Origin of the sequence: Burkholderia sp. WP9 (assembly GCF_900104795.1) — a bacterium.
Taxonomy (GTDB): domain Bacteria; phylum Pseudomonadota; class Gammaproteobacteria; order Burkholderiales; family Burkholderiaceae; genus Paraburkholderia.
Genome location: NZ_FNTG01000001.1, coordinates 2,806,078 through 2,831,679 on the forward strand (window position 1 = coordinate 2,806,078; position 25,602 = coordinate 2,831,679).

General features: G+C 61.8%; 24 protein-coding genes. 16 read left to right on the forward strand and 8 right to left on the reverse strand.

All coding sequences use genetic code 11. The annotated features are described in order from the left end of the window. Positions 1–1,058 precede the first annotated feature (1,058 nt). Complete coding sequence (locus tag BLW71_RS12460) at positions 1,059–2,561, forward strand: carbohydrate porin (protein ID WP_091796577.1); 1,503 nt, start codon at positions 1,059–1,061, stop codon at positions 2,559–2,561. Positions 2,562–2,717: 156 nt separating this feature from the next. Here BLW71_RS12460 and BLW71_RS12465 read toward each other — a convergent pair whose 3' ends face one another. Next, entirely contained in the window at positions 2,718–3,437 is a 720-nt protein-coding gene (locus tag BLW71_RS12465; protein ID WP_091796578.1) for a Crp/Fnr family transcriptional regulator, read from the reverse strand. Between the two features lie 362 nt (positions 3,438–3,799). Continuing rightward, positions 3,800–4,639 (reverse strand): sensor histidine kinase, encoded by an 840-nt coding sequence (locus tag BLW71_RS12470; RefSeq protein ID WP_177205020.1) that lies wholly within the window; start codon positions 4,637–4,639, stop codon positions 3,800–3,802. Between the two features lie 515 nt (positions 4,640–5,154). Here BLW71_RS12470 and BLW71_RS12475 point away from each other — a divergent pair. From BLW71_RS12475 to BLW71_RS12500, 7 genes are all read left to right on the forward strand, one after another. Then, positions 5,155–5,397, forward strand: coding sequence for a hypothetical protein (locus tag BLW71_RS12475; RefSeq protein WP_286162048.1), 243 nt, complete (start codon positions 5,155–5,157; stop codon positions 5,395–5,397). After that, on the forward strand, positions 5,312–5,545 hold the full coding sequence (locus BLW71_RS12480; RefSeq protein ID WP_091796581.1) for a hypothetical protein: 234 nt from the start codon (positions 5,312–5,314) through the stop codon (positions 5,543–5,545). The genes BLW71_RS12475 and BLW71_RS12480 overlap by 86 nt, the downstream gene beginning before the upstream one ends. 130 nt (positions 5,546–5,675) lie before the next feature. Beyond that, positions 5,676–5,849: a hypothetical protein gene (locus tag BLW71_RS41620; protein WP_177205021.1), complete on the forward strand. Its 174-nt coding sequence runs from the start codon at positions 5,676–5,678 to the stop codon at positions 5,847–5,849. 256 nt (positions 5,850–6,105) lie between these two features. After that, on the forward strand, positions 6,106–6,630 hold the full coding sequence (locus BLW71_RS12490; protein ID WP_091796583.1) for a universal stress protein: 525 nt from the start codon (positions 6,106–6,108) through the stop codon (positions 6,628–6,630). A gap of 59 nt (positions 6,631–6,689) precedes the next feature. Next, complete coding sequence (locus BLW71_RS12495) at positions 6,690–7,775, forward strand: lysylphosphatidylglycerol synthase transmembrane domain-containing protein (protein WP_091796584.1); 1,086 nt, start codon at positions 6,690–6,692, stop codon at positions 7,773–7,775. Positions 7,776–8,044: 269 nt separating this feature from the next. Next, a complete protein-coding gene (locus tag BLW71_RS40855; protein ID WP_143048329.1) occupies positions 8,045–8,236 on the forward strand; it encodes a hypothetical protein in 192 nt (63 codons plus the stop codon). Between the two features lie 257 nt (positions 8,237–8,493). Continuing rightward, positions 8,494–8,718, forward strand: coding sequence for a hypothetical protein (locus tag BLW71_RS12500; protein ID WP_286161988.1), 225 nt, complete (start codon positions 8,494–8,496; stop codon positions 8,716–8,718). A 74-nt stretch (positions 8,719–8,792) separates the two neighbouring features. On the opposite strand, the gene BLW71_RS12505 is transcribed toward BLW71_RS12500, so the two are convergent. Continuing rightward, positions 8,793–9,224, reverse strand: a complete 432-nt coding sequence (locus BLW71_RS12505) for an ester cyclase (RefSeq protein ID WP_091796585.1) — start codon at positions 9,222–9,224, stop codon at positions 8,793–8,795. Between the two features lie 678 nt (positions 9,225–9,902). On the opposite strand from BLW71_RS12505, the gene BLW71_RS12510 reads away from it, so the two are divergent. Continuing rightward, a complete protein-coding gene (locus tag BLW71_RS12510) occupies positions 9,903–10,964 on the forward strand; it encodes a Dyp-type peroxidase (protein ID WP_091796586.1) in 1,062 nt (353 codons plus the stop codon). Next, positions 10,957–11,760 carry a family 1 encapsulin nanocompartment shell protein gene (locus tag BLW71_RS12515; RefSeq protein ID WP_091796587.1) on the forward strand — a complete coding sequence of 268 codons (804 nt, stop codon included), beginning with the start codon at positions 10,957–10,959 and terminating at the stop codon, positions 11,758–11,760. Before BLW71_RS12510 ends, BLW71_RS12515 begins: the two co-directional genes overlap by 8 nt. Before the next feature lie 225 nt (positions 11,761–11,985). On the opposite strand, the gene BLW71_RS12520 is transcribed toward BLW71_RS12515, so the two are convergent. Further along, entirely contained in the window at positions 11,986–12,366 is a 381-nt protein-coding gene (locus BLW71_RS12520) for a TraR/DksA family transcriptional regulator (RefSeq protein ID WP_091796588.1), read from the reverse strand. A gap of 296 nt (positions 12,367–12,662) precedes the next feature. Between BLW71_RS12520 and BLW71_RS42785 the strand changes: the two genes are divergently transcribed. From BLW71_RS42785 to BLW71_RS12535, 3 genes are all read left to right on the forward strand, one after another. Continuing rightward, a complete protein-coding gene (locus BLW71_RS42785) occupies positions 12,663–12,977 on the forward strand; it encodes a DUF6566 family protein (protein WP_091800768.1) in 315 nt (104 codons plus the stop codon). 436 nt (positions 12,978–13,413) lie between these two features. Next, on the forward strand, positions 13,414–14,016 hold the full coding sequence (locus BLW71_RS12530; RefSeq protein WP_091800771.1) for a hypothetical protein: 603 nt from the start codon (positions 13,414–13,416) through the stop codon (positions 14,014–14,016). A gap of 271 nt (positions 14,017–14,287) precedes the next feature. Next, a complete protein-coding gene (locus tag BLW71_RS12535) occupies positions 14,288–15,340 on the forward strand; it encodes a hypothetical protein (protein ID WP_286161989.1) in 1,053 nt (350 codons plus the stop codon). 63 nt (positions 15,341–15,403) lie between these two features. On the opposite strand, the gene BLW71_RS12540 is transcribed toward BLW71_RS12535, so the two are convergent. Then, positions 15,404–16,477, reverse strand: coding sequence for a glycosyltransferase family 4 protein (locus BLW71_RS12540; protein ID WP_091800774.1), 1,074 nt, complete (start codon positions 16,475–16,477; stop codon positions 15,404–15,406). Beyond that, complete coding sequence (locus tag BLW71_RS12545) at positions 16,477–17,730, reverse strand: oligosaccharide flippase family protein (RefSeq protein WP_091796590.1); 1,254 nt, start codon at positions 17,728–17,730, stop codon at positions 16,477–16,479. The genes BLW71_RS12540 and BLW71_RS12545 overlap by 1 nt, the downstream gene beginning before the upstream one ends. 341 nt (positions 17,731–18,071) lie before the next feature. Here BLW71_RS12545 and BLW71_RS12550 point away from each other — a divergent pair, with 341 nt between their 5' ends. Next, entirely contained in the window at positions 18,072–19,262 is a 1,191-nt protein-coding gene (locus BLW71_RS12550; protein WP_408300954.1) for a glycosyltransferase, read from the forward strand. Positions 19,263–19,389: 127 nt separating this feature from the next. Here BLW71_RS12550 and BLW71_RS12555 read toward each other — a convergent pair whose 3' ends face one another. Then, positions 19,390–20,544, reverse strand: a complete 1,155-nt coding sequence (locus tag BLW71_RS12555; RefSeq protein WP_091796592.1) for an acyltransferase family protein — start codon at positions 20,542–20,544, stop codon at positions 19,390–19,392. A 394-nt stretch (positions 20,545–20,938) separates the two neighbouring features. On the opposite strand from BLW71_RS12555, the gene BLW71_RS12560 reads away from it, so the two are divergent. After that, positions 20,939–22,432, forward strand: a complete 1,494-nt coding sequence (locus tag BLW71_RS12560; protein ID WP_091796593.1) for a hypothetical protein — start codon at positions 20,939–20,941, stop codon at positions 22,430–22,432. After that, on the forward strand, positions 22,429–23,643 hold the full coding sequence (locus BLW71_RS12565; RefSeq protein WP_091796594.1) for a glycosyltransferase: 1,215 nt from the start codon (positions 22,429–22,431) through the stop codon (positions 23,641–23,643). Before BLW71_RS12560 ends, BLW71_RS12565 begins: the two co-directional genes overlap by 4 nt. 143 nt (positions 23,644–23,786) lie before the next feature. Here BLW71_RS12565 and BLW71_RS12570 read toward each other — a convergent pair whose 3' ends face one another. Beyond that, entirely contained in the window at positions 23,787–25,526 is a 1,740-nt protein-coding gene (locus BLW71_RS12570) for an FAD-dependent oxidoreductase (protein ID WP_091796595.1), read from the reverse strand. Between the last annotated feature and the right edge of the window lie 76 nt (positions 25,527–25,602).

Here is a 25,602-nt window from a genome sequence, read left to right on the forward strand (position 1 = left end):
GCGGCGCGGTGCCATGTAGACGCGCACAAACGCTGCGTCCACATGGCGCTAATCAAGGTGCACGGGAGAGGGATACTACGGCGCGCACCGTCTGCCTGAAGGCAAGACGGCGGCTGGGAAAAGAGAGCGCGGACGTCCTGCCGGTCAGGCAGCGAAACTATTCGAAGGTCGACTACTGCAGGTGTCCAAGGCATTAGCCCCATTTGTGAAGATGCGCGAATTTTAGGCGGCGCCTTAATCCAAAGTCAACATGATTTGCTAAGCATCACCAATATAATTTCCCCGCACCACTCAGCCTTTCCGAATGACAGGAACGACAGGCATACGAAAGAAAATGCCTGCTTCTGCGGATGTGAAGCAGAACCGTTTGCCCGCTGTATTGGCGGCAGATTCGGAGTGCGCTTTTCGTTACGGTTTTTTTACTTGCCGTTTGCCACGCGTGCCGAATACAATCCGCCCGTCTCATCAAAAGGAGTCCCGCGTGGACACATGCTCTAGTAGTGAAAGTACGATGCCGGCCCGGGCCGGCGAAGTCACCGCGAGATAGCCGCCGCAGGATCACTCCTTCGCCGCTAACTCGCTTTTGTCGGGTTAGCGCGCTTCATTTACTGACTGGTTTTGCGCCGGTCTGTCAGTAGCACGCTCCCTTTGTTTGGCCGCTTATCGCAAGTCCGCTTGCGAGACGCAGTCACGTCGTCACACGTCGCCCGGCTTGGCCGGGCAGGACGGGGGTGCGCTTATGTTCATCAAATCATTCGTTACGTTTTTCGGCAGCGGCATGCCGGGCCGAAAAAATAGCCGTGCGTTCCGCACTTCGGGCACCTATACAGGCAACCCCCTCACGCCTATCGGGTACGCGATTGTCGCCGTCACGGTCGCTGCTTTCGCGTTGGTCGCGATGTTGTGCACTTCCTCTGTCGGCAATGAACTTGGGCGCTCGTTACGGCTGAGCTGGTGGTTCTCCTGAACCAGGGCCGGTCACGGCCCTGCCTCACATGGTGCGTCATATCGATCAAATAAGCGGATTGATCCGCCTGACAATCTCGACTCCACTTGTTATGAAGAAAACCCTCAAGACCACATTGCTGATGTTCAGCGCGCCCCTCAGCCTGACCTGCCTGCTCTCTCTCGGCATTGTGCAGCCCGCGCTGGCCCAGGCGAGCGGCGAAGCCTCGCCTGCCACGACGCCGGCCGAGTCCGCGCCGTCGTCTTCGCCGCTCGCAACGGACGCGACTCAGGCGGAACAAACCCCGCCGGCGCCGACCGGTTTCTGGGACCGTGCGGCACTTTTCGGTGACATGGGTGGCTTGCGGCCCTGGCTCGGCGACCACGGTGTAACCTTAAGTCTGCAAGAAACCAGCGAGTACTTGAATAACCTCTCCGGAGGCGTCAAACGCGGTGGCGCCTACGACGGGCTGACGCAACTTGCTGTCGTGGTGGATACGCAAAGGGCGTTCGGGCTGCCGGGTGGGACGTTCAACGTTTCGGCACTGCAGATTCATGGCACCAACCTCACCCAGCGCAATTTGCTAACGCTGCAGAGTGCGAGCGGCATCGAAGCCGATGCGACGACCCGCCTGTGGGAACTCTGGTATCAGCAATCGCTGTCCGGCGGCAAGGTGGATGTCAAAGTCGGTCAGCAAAGTCTCGACCAGGAGTTCATGGTGAGCCAGTTCGCGACGCCGTTCATGAACGCGACATTCGGATGGCCCGTGCTCCCCTCGGTCGACATGCCGGCGGGTGGCCCGGCTTACCCGCTTTCGTCACTGGGTTTGCGGGTACGCGCCAAACCGTCCGACTCGTGGACAGTGTTGGCCGGCGTGTTCGACGGTAACCCCGCGGGCAGTGATGTCGGCGACCCGCAGAAACAGAACAGTCACGGCACGAACTTCAACCTGCATAACGGCGCGCTGTTCATTGGTGAAGTGCAGTACGCGCTCAACCCGGCACCGTCTGACCCTTCTGACCGGAAATCTGCCGGCCTCCCCGGCACCTACAAGCTGGGCTTCTGGTACAACACCGGACAATTCGCCGACCAGCGCCTCGACAACACTGGTGTGTCGCTTGCGAGCCCGGCGACCACGGGTGTCCCGCAGCGTCACCGGGGCAACTACAGTTTCTACGCCGTTGCCGACCAGATGATCTGGCGCCCGAGCGCGGACAGTCCGCAATCGGTCGGCGTGTTTGCCAGAATCATGGGCGCGCCGGGTGACCGTAACCTGGTTGACCTTGGCGTGAACGCCGGCGTGACATTGAAGGCGCCGTTCAAAGGACGCGACAACGACATCGTTGGGTTGGCGGTGGGCTACGCGAAAATCGGCTCACACGCGCAGGGCCTTGCCAGCGACACGGCCTCTCTGACCACGCCGGGCTATCCGTCGCGCAGCGCCGAGACCATCATTGAGGCGACCTACCAGTTTCAGGTCACACCGTGGTGGCAGATGCAGGCCGACTTCCAATACGCGTTCCGTCCGGCGGGTGGCATCCCGAATCCGGAGAAACCTTCGGAGCGGGTCGGCAATGAAGCGGTCGTGGGCGTGCGCGCCACTATCGTGTTCTGACCCGCTGCAATTGGGACCTTCCGCGTTGTACGAAACACTCGCGAGGGTCCAGAAGGATGACACCCCAAAAGCACGTGCACGACGACCTGGCCAGGCCGGAGCGCGGCCGTCGTCAGGGAAATCCCTTGGCAATCTGAAAACGAATGACCGCGTTCCTCATAACGCTTTCAAAGCGGGCAGCAGCCGGTCGAATTCGCGCCTCACCACGCCGTAGCATTCGCACACACGTTTTTCGAGTCCGGGCCTGTCCAGCACCTCGATATGACCATGGCTGTAGCGAATCAACCCCGCGTCCTGCAATTTCAGCGCGGCCTCGGTGACGCCGGATCGGCGCACGCCCAGCATATTGGCGATCAGTTCCTGCGTCATCTTCAGTTCGTTTGAAGAGAGGCGGTCGATGCTGAGCAGAAGCCACCTGCACAACTGCTGATCGATCGAGTGGTGTCGATTACAGACTGCCGTCTGCGCCATCTGCGTGATCAACGCCTGCGTATAGCGCAGCAGGAGGCGCTGCACAGGGCCGGCGCGATGAAATTCTTCTTTCAGTATCTGGGCGTCGAGGCGATAAGCCTTGCCTGCGCTTTGTACGACTGCCCGGCTGGGTGTGGTCTCGCCGCCCATGAAAAGCGCGATGCCGATGAGCCCTTCATTGCCGACGATCGCGATTTCGGCGGATGCACCGTCCTCCATCACATACAGCAGCGACACGATACAGGTGGTCGGAAAATAAACGTAATTGAGCCGATCGCCCGATTCGTAGACGACGTTGCCAAGCGGCATATCCACGAGCACCAGATGCGGCGCCAGTCGCTCCCACTCGAGGTCAGGCAGCACGGCCAGCAGATGATTTTCGTTTTCTTGATGACCTTGGGCCATTTCGCACTCTCCGCAGCTCGCCCGGAACCGCGCCGCTTTCGCCGACGATTTCCTGACGGTAAATATCGATAGAAGGAGGAATGCTCCAACGCCTTGACGGACAGTGCCGAAGCACGAAAACGGGCGGCAAGCTTCACGCGCCCGAAGTCTGGCCCATATGTAATGGATTATAAGTCGCGTCGAGATGACGGCGCAGATCCGCGCCCTGGCGTGACACCGCATGACGGCGCAACCGTGGACGCGCATCGCACGAACTTCGAGAATGACGCCCCCGCTCGCCCGTCAACCTCAGTTCACAGGCTGAAAAGCGATCGCGCGCTTCACTTATACGCTGACATAAAAAGACCTGCTGCCAGACGTGACTACGCGACGATCGGCAGCTTGAGCGTGAACTCACTGCCTTGCCCCGGACCTGCGCTCGCTGCCGAAACCGCCCCGCCGTGAGCTTGAGCAATCGCGTTCACAACCGCGAGGCCAATGCCAAGGCCGCCCGCGCTGAAGGCGATCGTTCTGCTGGATTGCGCGAACAACTCGAAAATGTGCGGCAGCAGGACGGGCGAGATCCCCGTCCCATCGTCCTTGATTTTGATGACAACGTTGTTTCCCTCGGCAAGCACGGTCATGCGTATATTGCCGCGCGCCGGCGTGTATTTCACCGCGTTGTGCAAGAGGTTGCTGACGGCCTGCGTCAAACGCACGGGGTCACCCTCAACGCGCAAGGTCCGGTCTGGAATCGACACGCTAAAAGCCTGATTCTTTGCCGTGGCGGCGGCGGCCGTAATCTCGCAACTGTCAGCGAGCAGGGTGGCAATCTCCAGATCGACTTTGTTGAGCCGGAGCGCGCCCCGATCGACGCGGGTTGCATCCATCAAATCCTGCGCGAGCCGCGCGATTCCATTGACCTGCCGATCGATCATATCGATCAGCCGGAGTATCTCCGGACGTTCGGCCGAGGCGCTGCGGATCAACTCGCTGGCCATCCGAAGCGGCGTCAACGGACCGCGCAACTCGTGCGCCACCATCGCCAGAATCTCATTGCTCAATGGTGCCGCTTCGACAGGTTGCTCCGTCGCATACGCTCCCGTCAGGAAGCCACCCGCGGAAGCACGGCTAGCTGGCTTCATCATCGCGTCGGTCACGACCAGACAGTTCAATGCAGAACCAACCGAAGAGAATTCGGTGGACGCCAGATGTGCTGACATGTTGATCCCCATTTCGCGGCCCATTGGGCAACGAAGAGCAAAGCGAGATGCGTATCGGCCGAGTGTTCAGGGAAAGCAGCAGGGCTGCTTGCAAGGCACCGGCACCGCGCGGTTCGCTAGTGCCTGCCTCGCCTGACACGATTCAGAAATCCGCGGGCGGTGGGCAGGTTGAAAGAACAGCATCGCAAATGCGGTTCGGTAAGTCTGTACGGTGGCGTTCAGATCGGCAAGAGCGACCGATTGACATGGAATCCGGTCGAGCCCCAAAAGGGAAAGACACCTGGTAATCCCCATCAGTCGGCGGGAGTATGCCTGTCCGACTGCACGGCTGTGTCTGTGACGATCAACATGGATTGTGCGTTCGAACATAGACAGCCGTCTGTACGTTGTCGTACCGCATTTCTGCGTGCGGACGCGTAGCGTGGTGGTTCGAGGGGCGTGCGTGAAACCGCGAACGCAGCGTCGGTCACGTATCGGATGTCATCTACGACGACGCCGACGGGGCGATTCGCTATCTGGTCGTGCAGACCCGCGATAGGTGGTCTGGCGGCAAAGCCAAACAACTTCCAACGGACTGGGGCGCCACGCGGACCGCGGCTCTCGTCGAATCCGGAAAGCACCGGATCGATTGGAAGCGAAAAGCTTTAAATGCACCAAAGGCAGGAGCAGGTCATGAGGCAAAACATTCAGAAGTTATATCAAGCGCGCATCCACACATTCACTCCCGAATGCCTGGAACTGCAGGACGGCACATTTAAATTTCACCTTCGGCATGCGGTGGAAGGCACGCTTCCTTCAGCGGATAAGCACTACGAGGTCGGCATCTTTTCGACGAGCGAGGAAGGCTATGCGGCCGCACTTGCCTATGGCGACAAATACATTGCGGAGCATAAATTCGGCATGTAGCAGCGCCGACGCTTATCGGTGACCCGCAAGCCTTAACCAGCACGGACGACAACCAGTATGGCTATCGTTCAATCAGACGGACGGCGCTATGGCAGAAAGAATCATTTCAAGCACGACACACGACGCGTACATGAGCGTCAAGGATCATATAGCCGATGGCTGGGTGGCAAGTGTACGTATCCTTCCGAAGGGCGCATCGAAGGGCGGCGAGCGCATCGAACTCGACACGGTCTTCGAACGTGAAGATCTCGCATGGGAATCCGTCGAGACGCTAGCGCGTGCCGAGCTCAACAATCTGAAGTAGCGCGCCGCCGCACTTTCGGACCTCGGCGTGCACGATGCAGCGCCCGATGCCCCCGTGCAAAAGCTGATCGACATCAAACTTCTGACGGGTTCCGACCGGCTGTTACGCTGCCGATGTTCAGACCGGGGCCAGCGGAATAAACTGTCGGAAGAAATGCGTCATCGTCGACGGCAAGGTTCACGCTGCGGCGCTTTGAGCGCAGACAATCCAATCCCACGGCGGGGCTCGCCATCCTGGCCAATTCCTGGAGGCCGACATGTATCAACGCATTCTGGTAGCGATCGACGGCAGCGAGACGTCCGAACATGCATTCGCCAGCGCGCTGCAAATCGCTCGCGACAATGGCGCACAGTTGCAGCCGCTCTATGTGATCGACAACCCACTGATGCCATACGACGCGTCCGGCTACGATCCGACCATCTTGCGCGACGCCTGCATGCAGGAAGGCCAGCGGTTGCTCGCGGACGCTCTGGCGCGGATGAAGCATGAAAACGTGGCCGGCGAGCCGAGGATCGTCGACGTCGCACCGATCGGCGAAGACATCGCGGAACGGATCCGCATCTCGGCCGACGAATTCAATGCGGACCTGCTGGTGCTAGGCACACACGGGCGGCGGGGATTCAAGCGCATGGTTCTGGGCAGCGTGGCCGAACGTGTCGTGCGCGGTGCGCACCTGCCGGTGTTGCTGGTGCCGAGCCGGCAAGCGCAAACCACCGTCGCGCCGACCGCCAGACACGGACACGCCGACGTCGCCGCGGCGATGTACGAATTGCGCCGCTAACCGCGGCGCGGTCACTGCGACAAGCCAGGACCGCACGGCCCTCTATGGCGTCTCGACCCATGAGTACTCCGCAGCACCGCGCCGCCAGCGCCCCGCTCATGCCGGAAAGCGGCGAACTGCCGCCCACGGCGAAGCCCGGCGTCGAGACCGGCCTCGTGCGCATCGCTCCCGGCTTGCTCGGCAAAACATCGCGGCTGCGCTCCGTCATGTTCTGGATCGTCGGGCTGACGGGCTGTATCGCGGTCGTTCTGGTGGTGCTGCACCTCGGCTCACTACAGAAGATGGCCGAACTGATCCGCTCTGCTCGCCCCGGGTGGATGCTGGTCGCGCTTGCGCTTCAGTGCGGCACCTATGTCAGCGCGGCGTTCGTGTGGCGCGAGGCATTGCGCGAAGCCGGACATCCGCTGTCTCTACGCACCCTGACTCCACTGGGCATCGCCAAGGTATTCACCGATCAGGTGCTGCCTAGCGGCGGCATCAGCGGCACGATGCTGGTGGTGCGCGGTCTCAGCGGCCGGCATGTCCCAGGCGGAATCGCGATGGCCGCCATGCTGGTCGGCATGGTGTCTTACGACATCGCCTACCTGCTCGTCGTGCTTGCCAGCGCAAGCATGCTGTGGCTGCAGCATCGGCTGAACATGGCACTGATCGCAGGGGTGGCGATCTTCGTCGTGATCACGGTGGCGGTACCGGCTGCCGTGCTGGGACTCAAACAATGGGGGCAACGCGCGCCGATCGCATGGCTCAGCAAATGGCTGGGTGTCACCACCCTGCTTCGGCAGTTGACCGACGCGCCCACGCTGCTGCTGCACAACCCTCGCCTGCTACTGCGAACCGTCGGGCTGCAACTGGCCATCTTCGTATTCGATGCGTTGACGCTCTGGCTCGCGTTCCATGCGATCGGCGAAGTGCCGCCGTTCTGGGTCGTATTCGTCAGCTTCATCATCGCGTCGATGGTGGCCACCATCGGTCCGATTCCGGTCGGCCTCGGCACTTTCGAAGCCACCTCCGTGGGCATGCTGAGTTTGCTCGGCGTGTCGGTGGAAGCGGCGCTCGCCGCCACGCTTCTGTTGCGCGCCCTGACCTTCTGGCTGCCGATGCTGCCCGGCATCTGGCTGGCGCGCCGGGAGATCCGGCTTCAGTAGGCGGCCCCGCTCGCTTGCGAAATCAGCGATCCCACTCGCGGTACGCTGGCGCAAACAGGTGCGGACGCCTCGCCGGCGATCCTATTCGAAAGCTCACTTCGGGCTACGAATCGTCATAAACGGCGAAAGTGCCTGCATTTCGCGGCAGTCAGGAGTGGGGTCTGACCGTTGCGGCTGCAACCTTTGTAAATGAAAGCGTGCTTGCGCCGACCGAAGGGTATACAGTCAGTGTACGGGTCGCGTTCGGCGCCCCTTGTTCTGGAATGACCATGCGATCACAAATCAAAGTTGCACCACGTACGAGCGGCACGATGAGCGAATATGCTCTGTCTCGTCAGGCACAAGCACTTCTGCTCGAACAGGCGGACCGGGCACGCGCGGAACAACGGCGCATCAATGACGCTCGCATTGATTCCAACGCGAGCAAGTGGCGCTATTCAGTGGCGTTGGCAGACAGTTGATCCCGGTCAGCCAAAGTTGAGGAGGGAAAGATGACCACAGCTATGTGGGGCGTTCTAGTCGGGATGATGTTAATCATCACAGTATCCCATTACAGGTATCGTCAAGTTCCAGTGGGAAAGTGAAAAGCAGGCTGACTGAATAAGAATGAGATGGTCGCGAAATCAGACCACGTTATGCAGTAAGGCTCTGTGCGCGCAGCGGCGGAGGGACCGGTCCGACATTGGCCGAAACATCAGTATTGCGGAGACTCTCCTCCATGCAAAGGACCGATGTGTCGCACCATCAGCTTGAACAAGATCTCGTTCATCTCGAACACATATTGCCGCAACTCGTTGCCAATAGTGCGCTCGGCATGGTCTATTGGCGCCAGCGTATTACCGCACTCGAAACCGCTCAGTCATTGCTTCCCGATGGCGCTCGCAGAGTGACGCGCCTGCTGTCGATGATCAACCAGATAGACGACGCGACGCGCCGATCCTGAAGGCAGCGTACGCAGTCTTTGTACCGGTAGCGTAGTGCACTCAACGACGCACCTCTCCGCGAACTGAACGCCCCTCACAGAGTTGGCGGTAACGTGCCAAGTTGCCGGAACACGGATAGCCAATCCTCTAGGTGCCACGTTTTCGCAATCAGACTTCCGCGCATCTGGTGAAAAGAGTGAATGGCGAATCTGATGTGTTTAGAACTCGCCGCAATGCCAAGCAGTGTTCCGGTTTGAGTGCCGCTGATCTCCGCGCGAACGCCTACGCGGTCGCCATGAACGAGCACGTCGAGAATAGTCACCTTCATATCGGGCAGCGCTTTAGCGATGTCGTAGAACAGTTGCACCATCTGGTCCGGTCCCGCAATAGCGCCGACGGGCTCGGGAATATATTCCCAATCAGGCGTAACGACCTGCCGCAGCAAGGCAACGCTCTTCTGCTCGAATGCGCGATAGAACCCTTCAATCGCTTGACGAACAAGAAGTTCATCGGCGGGCAAGGTCATCTCCAATACTCCTGACGAATGTGCGGTAAAGCGTCGACTGACGATACTACACGCTTTCCCTGTCTAATTCAGCGACGTGCCGGCGAGCGGACATGGCAGTGCAAATGCCCGCGACACATCTGTCTTGCCGAAACAGTGATAGTCGCGACACGAATGCTTTCCTGAGGGCCTGCTTGTGCGGCATTAGAGATACTCGCTTGCTCAACCGCCCTGAAATGGATGCGCATGGCACCTAAAAGACAAGCGCAGAAGAAAGAAGGTATTCTTCCTGATCGACATGCAGCCTTAAGCCCGGAATGAACGCATGATAATGATGTGACAGAGAATGAGAAGGCGCCGAATGCGATATGAAGCATCGGAAACGAGTATTAACGTCGCAATGCGATACCGACAAAACACGCTCATAGAAATTGAACGCCAAAGCCTTGATGAAGTTTCATAAACAGCCTGGGCGGTATAAGATCTGTGAAAATCGTGAACGTCAACTGCGTCGCGCACTGGTGCTCCTCATCCTGGTGAGGTGAGGCTAAATGGTCGCGCGAAGCGGTACAACAGCCAACCTGCTTCAGTCATTCGAACCAAAGATTCCCGCTTGCCTCGAGCAGGCAATCGCGCAGTCGGAAAAGCATTCGCTGTACTGCTGTCGGAATTCGCAACGATCCATTCATACCCAACCCGATGCCCAACGACATCCCAGAGCCGCAAGCCATTTGTAACGACGTCACCCGCAGCGCGATCTTTATCGTCGCGACGATCGAAGCCCGCAACGACCAGGCAGAAAAGGTACGCGCATGGTGCGGCGACGTCGCCGCTCTCGTGCGCTCTGTCGGCAAGCGGGTTCCCGCCGGCAATCTGTCGTGCGTGTGCGCCTTCGCCTCCGACGCGTGGGACACCCTGTTCGGCGCCCCTCGGCCCGCCTCCCTGCATCCGTTCCGGGAGTTCGGCTCGGGTGAGCGCCGGGCAGTCGGCACGGCGGGCGACGTGCTGCTGCATATTCGCGCCGACCACATGGATCTCTGTTTCGAGCTAGCCACGCAGCTACTGGGCGCACTCGGCGACGCAATCACCGTGATCGACGAAGTTCACGGTTTTCGCTACTTCGATATGCGCGCCATGGTGGGATTCGTCGACGGCACGGAAAACCCGACGGGTCGCGCCGCCAATGAATTTACCTTGATCGGTGACGAAGATCCGGAGTTCGAGGGCGGCAGTTATGTTGTCGTGCAGAAATACCTGCACGACATGACGGGCTGGAACGCGCTTTCCGTCGAGACTCAGGAACGCATTATCGGCCGCACGAAACTGTCCGACATCGAACTCGACGAAGCGGTGAAACCGTCCTGCTCGCACAGTTCGCTCACCACCCTCACCGAGAACGGCAAGGAAGTGAAGATACTGCGCGACAACATGCCGTTCGGCAAACCCGGCTCGGGCGAGTTCGGCACCTACTTCATCGGCTATGCCCGCTCGCCCGCGCCGATCGAGCAGATGCTGGAAAACATGTTCGTTGGGCGGCCGCCGGGCAATTACGACCGGCTGCTCGACTATAGCCGCGCGGTGACCGGCGGCCTCTTCTTCGTCCCGTCGGCGACCCTGCTTGAAGAACTCGCAGACCGCGATCCACAAACCGCCGCTGCTGCCGATGTCGAACAGCAGACCGATACGTCTTCGTCCGCAGAGCCGCATGAAGCCGGCTCGTTGAACATTGGCTCTCTCAAGGGAACGTCCCAATATGAGTAACCTGCATCGCGAGCTCGCCCCAATCTCCCGTGCTGCCTGGTCGCAGATCGAAGACGAAGTGGCGCGCACCTTCAGACGCAGCGTCGCCGGCCGTCGCGTGGTCGACGTCAAGGGTCCTGGCGGCACCGAACTGTCGGGCGTCGGCACCGGGCATCAGACCGCGATCGCCGCGCCGCAGCAGGGCGTCGTGGCGAAACTGGCGGAGGTCAAGAGCCTCGTCGAGTTGACCGTGCCGTTCGAATTGCAGCGCGAGGCAATCGACAGTGTCGTGCGCGGCGCGAAAGATGCTGACTGGCAGCCCGCGAAAGAAGCAGCAAAACAACTCGCCTACGCCGAAGACCGCGCGATTTTCGACGGCTATCAGGCTGCGGGCATCGGCGGGATTCGCGATGGTTCGTCCAATCCGCCGCTCGCCCTGCCGGCCGACGTTAGCGACTATCCGAACGCCATCAGTAACGCTCTCGAACAACTGCGGCTCGCCGGCGTGGACGGCCCCTATTCCGTGCTGCTCGGCGCCGATGCGTACACCGCATTGGGCGAGGCACGCGACCAGGGTTATCCGGTTATCGAGCACATCAAGCGGATTGTGAACGGCGACATCATCTGGGCACCCGCGCTCGCCGGCGGCAGCGTGCTGTCCACACGCGGCGGCGACTTCGAGTTACACCTCGGCGAAGACCTGTCTATCGGCTACACGAGCCATACGGACACCGTGGTGCGACTTTATCTGCGCGAAACACTGACATTTTTGATGCTGACGAGCGAAGCATCGGTTTCAGTGACGCAGGTGGAATGAGCAGGTTGAGCGGCTCGATGTTCCGGTAAGGCCTCACCCGGCTGAATGCCGTTCTGGTCCGGCATTCAGCGCCTTCCTCTGCGCAGTGATTCAATCACATCATGGTTAGCATAACGAACCCTGAATCCGTCCATGCATTTTATGAACGGACTGCGCAGAAGGGAATATTGATTTTCCAGTGTTAAGCATTGGCGGATCGAACCGACACGTATCACCGGAAGGCCATCATTTGCCGGCCTCGCGGCGACTCTGTTCCTCGACAGTGAAAATAGCTTCCGGCGTAACTTCGAGCCGAGCTTTCGGTATCGGCAGACCGCTCCCGTCGGAAAGCCCGTAGGTGCCTTCCTTGATCTTCTGCAACGCGCGCTCGATGTCCGCGATGCGGTGGTCGTTCACGTCACGCAGCGCCTGGTTGACCTCCTTCTGGGCCATTGACTGCGCTTCGTCCTCGTACTCCTCCGCCTCATCGCCATGCTGGTCCTGCGTTGCCTGCTCGTCGGCGAGCGTGTTCTCCTCCCCGCCCAGCAGTTCCCGGCGAAGCGCCTCGAGGCGCTCGCACTGCTGCGCGATGAACCCCTCACTCAACTCACCCTGTTGCTCCGCCATGATTCTCTCCCTTGCGTCGATTCGCTTTGCACGCGGTAGCGTGAAGCGTCACTCACCCAACTCCCGAAATGCGTGGCCATTCAGCTTCTCGTCTTGAAGTCTACGAGCAAGTCATGCCCAAGTGAAGCTGGGCTTCGCCGATGGGAGCGATTGACGGCATGCGCGCGGCGCTTTGCCGTTCAGGCCGAATATCCCGCTGTCGGCATGATGGAATTGCGGCATGATGGCTTCTTCTGAGAAGCATGCGCGCTGAATGCGGGCGGATGCCGATCACGAACGCTGCAAAGGAGAAAACGATGCCAATATGCACAGTTTCTTACGGCGAGTTTGAAATCGTGGTGCGGCCTGAACTTAACGAGCGCGGCGCCTGGGTTGCGAGTGTGAGCGTCAGCCGAGGCGCGGGAGCCGCAGTCTACGACCGTCCGATGACGACCCAACCGGAATGGCTGACTGAAGAGGAAGCCACGAGAGACGGGGTCGAATGGGCTTACAGGTTCGTCGATCAAGACTTGAATGCGCGACAACCCCACTCCAGCGTTGCCGAGCGCTCCCGAGCGGAAACCTGGTTCCGTGACGTCGAGCAATCGCGCAGCGCCAAGCCCACCCCATAGGGACACAAGGGCGCAACATCGTGCCCGGTAGGCTTGCGTAGCGAGCGTGAGACCGGGCGCACTCAAGACACGCGCCTGTCTTCCGTCAGCCACGACAAGCCAGGTAAGGTTGGTCATCATGCACCTCCAGAACAGGAATTTCCCGGGTTTGACGACGCTCGCTTTGACTGGCCGGCCGCTCCCGGCACGGCCGGCATGCCCAGGGATAGCCCTGACTTTCCCGCCAATTCGCGCCGACGTGTCTTGATTCGACTGCAGGATGGCGGTTTCGCGCGCTATGGCAGTGTATTGCGTCGACAATACACGGTGTTACGCTCAGGAAAGCAGCCTTCGCGGCAGTGAGCCGCCGTTCAGCGGCAAAATCAGCAGCTATCAGAACATACCGCGAAGCGCGATTGCCTACGAGAGGCGAAACATCGCTGCGGGAGCGACTGCGATGCAAATCAAAACATATACCGTACTGACGCTAGTGGTGTGTAGCAGTGCTGCCTTCGCATGGCAGCCGCTCACCTATCCGATTCGAAGTCAAAGCCCTTACCAGCGCAGTATCGACAACGCAACGTGTTACGCGGCGGCGAACAAGCAGACCAAGGTCAACATCACCCGGGAACCGCAGATTCCGCCACGCAAGCCGGCTGCCACCAAGAACTCGTCGACGGGTGTGCCGTCGCGACCGCCATTGCCTTCCAGCAGTTTCTCGAGCGCGCCGATTGGCGCCAGCATGCCGGCCGCGGCCGCCGCAGCAGGCGCAAGCGCGCCCGCCGCTACCACGGCTGCTACGCCGCCGACCAAAGGTGCTTCGGCGCCCAAGGCCGCGAGCGCTCCGCTGGCGGGAACTACGACTACGGCGGCATCGGCGACATCTGCGACAAGCGCGGAAAACGGCGCCTCGGAAACGGCGGCTGCGAGTGCGGCCCAGGTGGCTGCGGCATCCGGTGTGAAGCTGCCGCCTCTGCCGGCGCCCGAGCCGCCAATGACACAGTATTGGGCCGCGTATGGCGCGTGCATGCAAGCGCGGGGTTACGTAGTCGCACAGTAACCTTGCTTGCAAGCTTCGTTACGGTGCCTTGTTTTTCTGATTGTGGCGCCGGCATTCGACGCCCCTTTGCGACACGGCGATGCTTAGCGACTTGACCTCCGATCAGCACGATCCATCCCGATGCGGACACTGCGGTGTCCCGCTAGCAGGTCGCTTCACGCCTTGTCCTTCGTGTCATCAGTGGCCGCACGAGTCGCTCGGCGCGCGCGCTGCCCCGCGTTCTTCCCTGCAAGTCCCGTTACACGAGCCGCTGAACGACTCACAGCCGCTGGTGGACAGCCGACTGCCCATCCGCAAGATCTGGAGTCCGTCCTCGCGCGCGCTGGTCAATCCTTATGAGTTCGTCGAGAAACCCGTCGTCGCGGTGCCTACGTATCAACGGTTGCGCCAGCCACTCGTGCTGGCCGCGTCGGTGCTGGTGGTGACATCCGCGGTGTATCTGGGTTTCATCCGTAGCAATGACTCGAAGGTCGGCACACCTATTGGGGTCTCCGGCAAGGTGCAGACACAGCGTGTCGCGCCGCTTGCCGTCTTGCCCCAGAAGTCCGCGCCGGCGGGCGCCCAGCGATCCGCGACCGCCCTGCCTCAGAAACCCGCGACCATCCTCGCGCAGAAACCCGTTGTCGCTGTCCCGCAGAAACCCGTTGCCGCTGCCCCGCAGAAGCCCGTTACCGCTCTCGCGCAGAAGCCCGTGGTCACGCTCCCGCAGAAGCCCGTTGCCGCCCTCGCGCAGCAGCCCGTTGCCGCTCTCCCGCAGAAACCCGTGGCGACCGTAGCCGCACAGAAACCTACGACGGTCGCCGCGCTTCGGCCCGCGCCGGCGCGCTCGCCACCGATTCCGCCACCGGCCGCTTCACCGCCGCTCGCGCGCCGCGTCGCATCCGTTGAGCCCGGCGCGAAAAGCGATTCGGGCGGCCAGTCAGGCAAGCCACCGGATAAGGTACGCGCGGACGTGTCCCGGCATCTGCGCGCCGCGCGCGCCAATCTTCAGGAGAACAATTTATCGGCAACCAAAGCGCGCCTCGCGGCGGCGATTGCCGCGCAACCGGATAATCGCGACGCGTTGAATATACGCTCGACGCTGAGCGCGCGCGAACAGCAACGCGATGCGTTATTGAGTCTCGCGCGAGGCTGCGGATATATCGCGCGATGGACGTGTGTCTCGCACAACGCCGGCACCGCGCTGCAGATCGATTCCAGCAGCAAGGAAGCTCAGCGTCTTGTCACGCTTGCGCAGCGCGAGACTGAACTCCAGATGCCGCCGGCCGCGGAACCCGCCCCCGAGTCGGTACCCGACACACGCGACCTCACCAGCCATCACTGATGGCACAGTCAGTTGCAAGCCGGTCATGAACCAACGACGACGAACGCTTGCGGGTGACGCGCCCTAACGGGCCGACACGGCAAGGCTTACCTGACGCGCGATCGCGCGATAACGGTCGGCGGTATCCCTGAGCGTCAAGCCAGTCAGCGAACGTTGCGCCCGCTCCTGCCCCAATGCGGCAATCACTGCGTCGGCGTAGCACTGCACATTGTCTGTATCGATCAGCTGGACACCCGGAAAGCCGTTCGCGAATGCGAAGGCCGGAATCTTGCTCGCCACGATCGGCACGCCGGAGGCCAACGCCTCGAGAAATGCCACACTGTGCGCCTCGGATTCCGACGGCATGACGAACACGTTCGACTCGGACAGCACAGTGGCGACGTCGGTGCGCGGGCCCGCGACCACGACGCGTTCCGCAATGCCAAGCGTTTTCGCCAGCGCAATGACCGCGCGCTGATAGTCCGGGTCTTCGACCACGCCGTACAGCATAAGACGTGCGTCTTTCCCCCGCCTGAGTACTTCGCTGAAAGCCCGCACCGTCGCAAGCTGATTCTTCACTGCCGCGTACCGGCCGATCTGCACCACCTGCGCCGCACGGCCGTCGCGCTCCGCGCCGTCAGTGAACGAAAAGCGTTCGAGGTCCACGCCGTTCGGCACTACGGTCATGGAAGGATGCGGCCCGATGGCCTGCACGTAGTCCGTCACGCCCTGCTCCGAAACGCCGATCACCACGCGGGCACGTCCCGAGAGGATATGCTCGACGCGCCGGAACAGCGGGCGCTCGAAGTCGTTGGTCGCCGAATGCATGACGTACACCACCGGCACGCGCAGCGGCAACGCACGCGCGTAGAACGACGGAATGGTCGCGTGCGCAAAAATCACATCCGGGCGAAAGCGCCGCACCGCGGCGAACAGATGACATAGCTTGATGAGCGCGCGATGCCGCCGCTGCGGAAATACGCACTCCACGCCATGGCGCTCCAATTCGTCCTGCAGGGGCGCGAATTCCGCATGCGCCGGCAACAGCGAAGCCACGCACACCGCCATGCCCTCGGCGCACTGATCGAGCGCGAGGTCTTTCGCCAGGACTTCGGCCCCCGACAGGCGCGGTGCAAGGACCAGATGGAATACGCGCATCATGGGGTCCTCGTTGTCAACGTCCTGAACAGCATCCACGCGGCGGCGCAGCCGAGGCCGAGCGTCATGGACCAGGCAATGCCCGTCACGCCCCACCAGTGAACGGCGGGAGGCGCGCTCAGCAGCAGCACCACGACCTGGATCGCCGATGCGTGCACGGTGGCTTTCGCGTCGCCCACCGCGCGCAGATAAGCCACCAGTACCGCGATCAACGCACCGATCGCCATGTTGATCACGAGGATTTTGAAGAGCGGCACCGCCGGCAGCCACGCCGCGCCGAGAACCAGCGAGAAGAGCGGCTCGGCGACCAGCCTCAGCAGCGCGACGAAACCGGTGAGCCCGATTGCGACCACCAGCAGATAGATCTTGATGACGCGCGCCGCCGACTGCGGATTGCGCCGGTAATGAGCCGCGAACGTGGGGAACAGGTATTGCGACATGGCGATCGCGGCGTCCGCGAGCAGCATCTGTGCGAGCCGCGACGACATCTGATAGCTGCCCAGTTGAGCCGGCCCGAGCAGCTTGCCGACCACCACCTTGTCGAACTGGTTGAGCAGCAGGTTGATCACGCTGCTGGCCCAGATCCAGCGGCTGAAGCCGACATAGTGGCCGATGCCCGACCACACGGCGCGGATCGGCGGGCGCGGTTTCATGGTCGCCCAGGTCAGCGTGCTTTTCAGGCTTTCGCCTGCCACGAGGCCGAGCAGCACGGACGCAGCGCCCGCGCCGAAATACGCGAGCACGAGCCCGACCGAGCAATCGACGAACGCCGCCGCCACCTCCACCCCGGCGATGTGCTGGAACCGCCGCTCGCGCTGCACCACGTAATAAGCAGGCGAAGCCAGCCCGCGCAGCAAAGGCAACAGCGCGGCGAGCTGGATCAATACCAACGAGCCGTTCAGGTGAAACTGATCGCTCAGCAATGGGGCGAGCGCGACCAGCAGCAGCGAGATGAGCACGCCTCGCGCCGTCAATGTCGTCCACAGCGCGCCGAGTTGCGAGCGCGACGGCGGATGTTCGCCTTGAATGACCGCTTGCGCCAGCCCGGTGTCGGACAACGCCTCGGCAATCGCCACCGCGAGCAAAGCCACGCTCACGCTGCCGATCGCCGCCGGCCCGAGCATCCGCCCGATCGCAAGAAATTTGATCGCTACAAGTCCACGCACAGCGAACTGTTGCAGCAGGACCCACGTCGCCGCACTCGCGCCGAAGCTGCCCGCCATCGAGAACGCCGGAAGCCTGATCGCCCGCAAGCTATCTCTCCGTCGAATCGCAGCGCCGGTGAATCGGCCACGCACAGCGATTTCACGCATCGCTGCGAACGCCGCCGGCGCATAATTAGTTAGATTGCACCAGCAAGCTGGCGAAGTTTTTCATCGAATTCCATGCACGACCATACCGCGAGAGAATCGCCGACAACCGCCATCAGCTAGGCGGGTTCCGCCGCGGCCAACACCCCCTAGTACGTTAACCAACAAAGCGGGTCAAATTAGTGCTTCTACCCATTCCGGCGGTGCTAACGTTGCTCAGCCGACGCCGTTCAGAAACAGGCGCACGAGCACTTTTTCACCCAACGTAAATGGCTGCCGACGCAATGGAACAAGACTACGTCCTGATTGTGGAACCGAATCTGACCGGGCACCGCTGGCGCTATGTCGAGTGGACCATGCAGGCCTGCGCGGAGGCCGGCTATCCGTGCATGCTCGTGACCGAATGCGCGAACGAAGACCACCGGCTCGCGCGGCAAATCACCGCCGCTAACCGCCCGGACCAGCAGATCGCTTTCGTCGATCCCGAGGAGCGGCCGCGCAGCCGCCTGCGCGAGCCCAACGAATACTGGCGCTTTCACCGCTACTTCAAGCGTGTGTACACGATCATCAGCCGCATGCAGTCCATCCGTCTCGTGGTCGTGCCTTACGTCGATTACTTCTTTTATTCGCTGCCGTTTCTCGGCTCGCCATTCGGCGACACGCCGTGGATCGGCATCACGATGCGCGCGACGTTTCATCACCACAAGGTCGGCATCAAGGCGCCCGATCGTCCGCTCGTCAATGCGGTCAAGTCGCAGCTATTCAAGCGCGCGATCCGCACCACCGGCCTGCGCACGCTGCTGACGATCGACCCCACGCTGCCCGAATGGGCGGCCCATAACGCGTGGAAACACAGCGCGGCCATCGCCTATGTGGCCGACCCGTTCCCCGATGAGCAGGCGGAGGACCCGGCGCTGGCCCGCAACCGTCTGGGGCTCGATCCCGAACAACGCTATTTGCTGGTGTACGGCGCGATCACGGAACGCAAGGGCATCTACGAACTGGTTCATGCGCTCACGCGACTCGAGCATGCCCCCACGTTGATCGTCGCCGGCGAGCAGGACGCGGGCACGCGCCACTTCATGCGCAACCATGTGCGAAGCCTCAAGCCTGCACCGCTGGTGCTCGACACATTCATTTCCAATGATACGGAGCGCGACCTGTTCTCCGCGTGCGACGCGGTCTGGCTCGGCTATAAGGGGCACTACGGCATGAGCGGCGTGCTGGTGCAGGCGTACCGCTTCGGCAAACCCGTCATCGCGACGGAAGACGGTTTGATCGGCTGGTTCAGCCGGCGTTGCGAGTTGGGGCCGATCCTGAGCGACCTGAGTTCCGCGTCGATCGGCCGTGCGATCACCGAGACGATGACCTCCTGGCCGCACGCGCCTGAAACCGTGCCGGGCGCGCGTGAAGATCTGTTGTCACGGCATACGCTTGGACAGTTCAAGCAGACCTTGCTGCAACAAATGGCCTGACTGCACAGCAACGGTTTTTCAAAAAACGCGAGGCGTCCAGCATTACGATGGACGCCTCGCCATTTGTGGCATTTGTGGCATCGGTTAATTGGCCGGATACACGCGTAACCGGCCGCATCCCCCCTGCTCAGGACAACTGGCCACCCGCCGCGGCGGCAGGCACCTGCTCGCGCACCGAACTGCTGCGCTTTTCCGGGAACAGCGCGTTGCGCATCAGCAGGAACGGGTACTCGATGGCGCGCGTGGTCACGTAGCCGATCGTAATCGCAATCGCAAACTGCGCCGCAAGCGCGACAGCCCAGATGAGGCTCGGCGCGAGACCCAACGCGGTCGCTTTGCGAATCAGCATGTCGCCGGGCGCGAGCGCGAGCGAATGCCACAAGTAAATACCATACGAATAAAGGCCGATCCACGCCACGCCGCGATACAGCCACGATTGACGCAGCGACCCGGAGTACTCCAGTACCAGCACGATCAGCGCGGCGAATCCGATCGCCTGGATCGTATAGCCGATGCTTTCATCCAGCGCGAGATTCTTCGTTGCGAAGGCAAGCCATGCGCAAAGCAGGACGACGCTGAAGATCAGCAGCCACTTGCGCTTCGCGAGCTGATGGTAGACGCCGGGTTTCATCCAGTAGATCGCGGAAAGAATCACGCCGACCAGCAAACTGTCGATCCGGTATTGCGTATACGCGAAAGCCGCCTCGAGGTTGCCGCCCGCCACGGCGAAGCAGCGCGCGGTGAGCACTATCGCGCAGATGCCGGTGAGCACGCTGACGATCGTCCAGGCGCCGAGACGCCAGCGCGCGAACAGAAGCAGAAGCGCGGGCAGCACCAGATAGAAGTGTTCTTCGACGGCAAGGCTCCACGTCTGCGTAATCGAGGTGCCCAGATAGTTCTGCAAGTGGGTCAGGTTCTGGATCAGGAAGGAATTCCACGGGTGGCGTCCGGCCAGCACATGAAAGACGATCAGCACGTAATACGCGGGCCAGATGCGGAAAATCCGCCGGATGATAAAGCGCCGTGCGTCGACGTGCCCGGTCTCGGCGTACTGTCGAAGCAGCAGGCCACCCACCAGAAAACCGCTGAGCGTGAAGAACAGATTCACGCCTTCGCGGCCGAAATTCTTCAGCGGGTACTCAATAATCTGAATGAGGTAATTGCCGGTGTGAACAGCATGAAAGTGAAAGCCCATCACCATGATGATGGCGATGCCGCGCACGAAGTCCAGCTCGACCGCCCGCCCGGCTGTTGTGGGTCCCGCCCCGCCGAATAATTTCATGTTGTTCCCCCTGTCGACCAGAGTTGACGCTTCAGCGCCTCACTCTGGTCCTACGCACATGCGAGCGAGAAGAGTTGGCGCTTTAGCGCTTTTACCCTACTCTGATCCCATGCAAGATGGTTGCTGTCGTCGTTCACGGGCGCGTGGCCCTTTTTGCATCTTCGGTGTCGGCAAGCGTGCGTGCGCGCCAACTTCAAGGCATTGGCCGACAAGATACGCAAGTTTGCGCGCGTCTTGCAGAGCATGCGCTTTCCGCCGACGCCAGAACCCAGACAATGCTCGACGAATGCGGTCCAGCCAACTAACAGCGCGGGAGATTCCTTCAAAATAACCCGATGCGAGACCGTCCGCTATAGACCGACGGCGGATCGAAGGCGACGGGGAGGAATCAGTAATGCGCCATCAGTATGCAACGCCCTGGATATGGATTTTTCTGCTACCGCTTGCGTTCGACTACAAGGCGACCGACGCGAATACCGGCCACTTCGCGCAGTTCATCTTCGTCCTTCCGGCGATCGCCGCGGGCATTGCGCTCCTTCTCATCGCACCGCGCTTTCGCGAACGTTCGCGGCTACGCTCGGCCGTGACGTGGAGCGTGATGCTGTGCGTGTTCGGCAGCATCGTCGCGCAACTGGTTCAGGATAACGACACCGGCAACTACTTGCGCGTGCTGTTGCCATTCGTCCTCTTCATGCTGGGCTATCTCGTGGCATGTCGCCCGTGGAGCGAATTCCGCATCGCCCAGTTCGAAAAAGCCCTGTTCGTCGCCAACGTCATCAGCCTCGTGTTCACCCTGGTCTACGGCATGGCGACCGGCGGCGGTCTCGACGACGTGCGCTTCCGCATCCTCTCCGTGACCCTGCTGGGTTTGCAAGGCGTGCTGCTCCACGAATTTATCGTGGCGAAGCGTTTTTCCTTTTTCACCGTGTCGGTGTTCGCCCTGAGCGTTGTCATCGAGCTGCTCAGTGTGACCCGCAGCGCGATGATCGGCACCGTGCTGCTGTTCCTGATCGCCATGGCACTCAGCGCGCCGTCTATCCGCCATATCTGGCGCGCGATGAGCCGCACGATCATTATCAGTGCCGTGCTCGCCGGCGCGGCCGGCGTTGCGGCGCTGAGTTTCCCCACCGTCGCCGAACACTGGACGCAGCGCATTTTCTTCTCCGAAGAGACCCGCTCCGGCAAGGATCCGACCACCGTCACGCGTCTCGCGGAAATGCGAGACCAGTACGATCAGGTGACGGCGGAACCGGAGACGTTGCTATTCGGCGAGGGCTACGGTCACTACTACCGTTACTCACCGGTCTATCTGCCCGACCTCGCCGGTCAGATCAGCGAGAAAGACTTCTACGCAATCAGCGAGTGGGCCGCGGGACACAATTTCTGGGTCTATCAGTTCTTCGCGGGCGGCCTGCTGTTCGGCCTCGCCATGCCGTTGGTCACGCTCGCGGCGCTGGCGATCTGCCTGTTCTCGTATCGCTACTGGCGCTCTGTCGTGCCCGACGCGCCCATGTTGCCGGTGCTCGGGCGCGCCATCATGCTGTTTGCGGCGTTGCCGGCCACGTCGATCGGCGGCAATCCGCTCGGCCCGCGTTTTTCGGGCCTGATATTCGGCGTCGCGCTCGGCTTGATGATCGCCACTCACGCGCGTTTGCAGCGCGCGCTGCCGGCTCGCGCGCGACGCTTTCGCCGTCCGCCGCATGTACGGGCGGAGGCAATGCCCGAGTTGCCCGGCCGGATCCAACCCGGCATGGGCCGCGCCGACCTCCCGTCCACGCTCGGCATGTCGAGCACAGCCAATACCGGCAGCGACTCCCGCCAGTTCGGGGCGCTCGTCCCGCACACGCCGCAGAGGCACCGCTCCAACCGACCCGATATCATCCGATGAAAATCCTCCACCTGCTTGCAAGCGTCGACCCACGTGCCGGCGGTCCCGTTGAAGGCGTGCGCCGCAGCGGCGTGGCCATGCAGGAAGCCGGGCACGAGATCGAAGTGGCGACGTGCGATGCGCCCAGCGAGGCCTACCTCGCGGCTTTCCCGTTCCCGGTCCACGCCTTCGGCCCGACCCGCGGCCGCTACAGCTTCAGTGAGCGCCTCGCGCCCTGGCTTGCCGCCAACGCGAAGCGCTTCGACGCGGTGATCGTCCACGGCTTGTGGCAATACCACGGCTTCGCGGCCTGGAAAGTCCTGCACAACAGCGAGGTGCCGTATTACGTATATGTACACGGCATGCTGGACCCGTGGTTCAAAGAGGCCTACCCGCTCAAGCATCTGAAGAAGTGGCTGTACTGGCCGTGGGCCGAGTATCGCGTGTTGCGCGATGCGCGCGCCGTCATCTTCACGACGGAAGAAGAACGCACGCGAGCGCGCCAATCGTTCTGGCTGTACCGGGCGCACGAACGCATCGTGCCGTTCGGCACGGCGGTGCCGCAACTCGAACCCGCGCCGCTGCGCGAAGCATTCCTGCAGGCCATCCCCAGCTTGCGCGGCAAGCGCATCGTGCTGTTTCTCGGCCGCGTGCATGCGAAAAAAGGCTGCGATCTGCTGATCGACGCATTCGCGCGCATTGCCAGCCGCGATCAAACGCTGCACCTCGTCATTGCCGGCCCGGACGAAACCGGCTGGGCCACGACGCTGCGCACTCAGGCGCAGGCGGCCGGTGTCGCGCATCGTGTGAGTCTGCCGGGGATGCTGCAAGGCGACCTGAAGTGGGGTGCTTTTCATGCGAGCGATGTGTTCATTTTGCCGTCGCATCAGGAGAATTTCGGCGTGGCGGTGGCGGAGGCGCTCGGCTGCGGGCTGCCGGCGCTGATCTCCGACAAGGTCAATGTGTGGCGCGAGATCGAAGCGGACGGTGCGGGGCTGGTGGCCGCGGATACGGTCGACGGTACGGAAAAGAATCTCATACGCTGGCTCGAACTCGACGACACCGCTCGCGAGGCGATGCGCGCGCAGGCGGCTCGCACATTCAATGCGCGTTTCCGGGTCGAGACCATGGTCAGCGCACTGACCGCCCTGCTCGAATCCAAGGGCCGCCACGAAGACGTGCGTGACAACACGCTCACCACACTGCGCGAAGCAACCCAGCAAAGCCGCTGAACGCGCGGGGCCAGTCACGCGGCGCGCAGTACGCGCACGCGCCTGGCTCATGACATCGCGACACTACAGCGCACAAAGTCCCAACCTGAATTGAAAATGGCGCGCCAGGGGCGCGCCATTTTTCCCTCGTCTTCATTGCGCGTTCACTGCTCCTTCATCAAGGGCGTCAAGGTCGATGCCGCGATCGGCAACGTATCGACCTGAGACTGCGACTGAAGCGACATGCTGGCGCTGTTCGCGGCGTCGACGCGGCTCGTGCCGACGAGATCCGGCAAATCGAGTTGCCGCTTCAGATGACCGGCGAGGCGCAGCGACAGCGCGGCAATCGTGATGGTCGGGAAATTGGCGCCGACGGTCGGAAACACCGAGCTGCCGCCAATGTACAGATTGCTCATGCCATGCACCTTGCAATCGCGATCGACCACGCCCTCGCGCGGCGAATCGTGCATGCGCGTGGTGCCCATGTGGTGCCACGTGCCTTCGAGTTTCACCGGCCACGTCCGGCCTTCGAGCGGCTCGTCGAGCGTGACGTCCGCGACGTTTGCCATCTGCAATTCCTGCGCGAGCAACTGGAACGTCTTATCGAAAGTGCGCTGCACCTGTTCGCCGAGGCGCCACTCCACGCGCACGCGCGGCATGCCGAAATGGTCGCGCTTATCGGTCGACAACGTCACGCGGCTATCCGGATCGGGCACCGCTTCGACGATCGCCTGCAGCGTGACGTCCGTGATCAGCGCGGGCCATTGCAACAGCCGCGTCAAACCGAAGCCGACGGTATGCAGCGGGTGCGAAATCATCGTCTCGATGTCGCGCTTCAGGCTGCGACCCGGCTGGTCCTTGCCCATCAACGCTTCCTTGAAACGGATCAGCGCCTCGGAGCCCGCACTGCCTTCGCCGTACCATTTCGAGTAGAGCCAGACACGCGAATTCAGCAGTTTCTCGCGTTCCATCCACTCCTGCTTTGGCGCGAACTGGGACGAGATCTTCGTACCGTGCGCCGACACCGCCGCATTCTGATAGTGATACTTGATGTCGTATAGCTTGTTGCGCGCGACGCCCGGACGAAAGCGCACTTTGCCCGACATCATGCGCGGATGGTCCATGAAGTAGCGGCCGACCAGATCGTTGGCATTGCCGAGGCCGGCGGCCTGCACATTGTTCGACGCGAGCAGCAGGCGCGCGTTTTCGATGCCACCTGTAGCCAGCACGAAAATCCTCGCGGTCACCGAAATTCGGCGGCCGCTGATCGTGCCCACTTTCACCCTCGAAATCGTCGTGCCTTGTGCGTCGGCGTCGATATTGAGCACGTTTGCGTGGAGGAACACGCGCACCCTCGTGGAGTGCGACAGTTCCTCGCGATACGTCTTGCCAAAGCGCACCGGCGGGCTGAACTGCGCGACGGTGTCACGCATATCGCCGGTGGCGAGCGGCAGACGGCGCACATCCTGGCGCCCGATCTCGCGCTCCCAGTAAGCGGGGTCGAAATTCTGCGGACCGAGCTTCAGCAGTTCATGCGTGCGCGCATAGTAGGGCGCCAGTTCGTCGAGACCGAACGGCCAGCCGCTGTGCGCGATCCAGTCGCGCTTTTCGAAGTCCCAGGGGTCGAGCGGGCGGCACCAGCCGCCCCAGCAGTTGCTGCTGCCGCCAAAGTACCGGCTGCGCGAGCCGTCCGCGAACGTATAGGGAAGCCCGACGTTCTCGCCGCGATACAGGTCGCGGGTTGCGTCGTCAGGCCCGAAGCCACCGCTTTCGAGCACGCAGGCGTCGATACCCGCCCTGGACATTTCGAGCGCAAGCGTAATTCCGGCAACGCCTGCACCGATGATGCAGACCGTCGTTTCAACAACCGTGTTTTGTTCAACAGTACGCGTATCGATGAACATCCCCTACTCCCGATCTTCTTCACGCATTTCTTGAGCGCGTCACGGTTCGCCGGCCACGGCCGGCAACCATGCTACG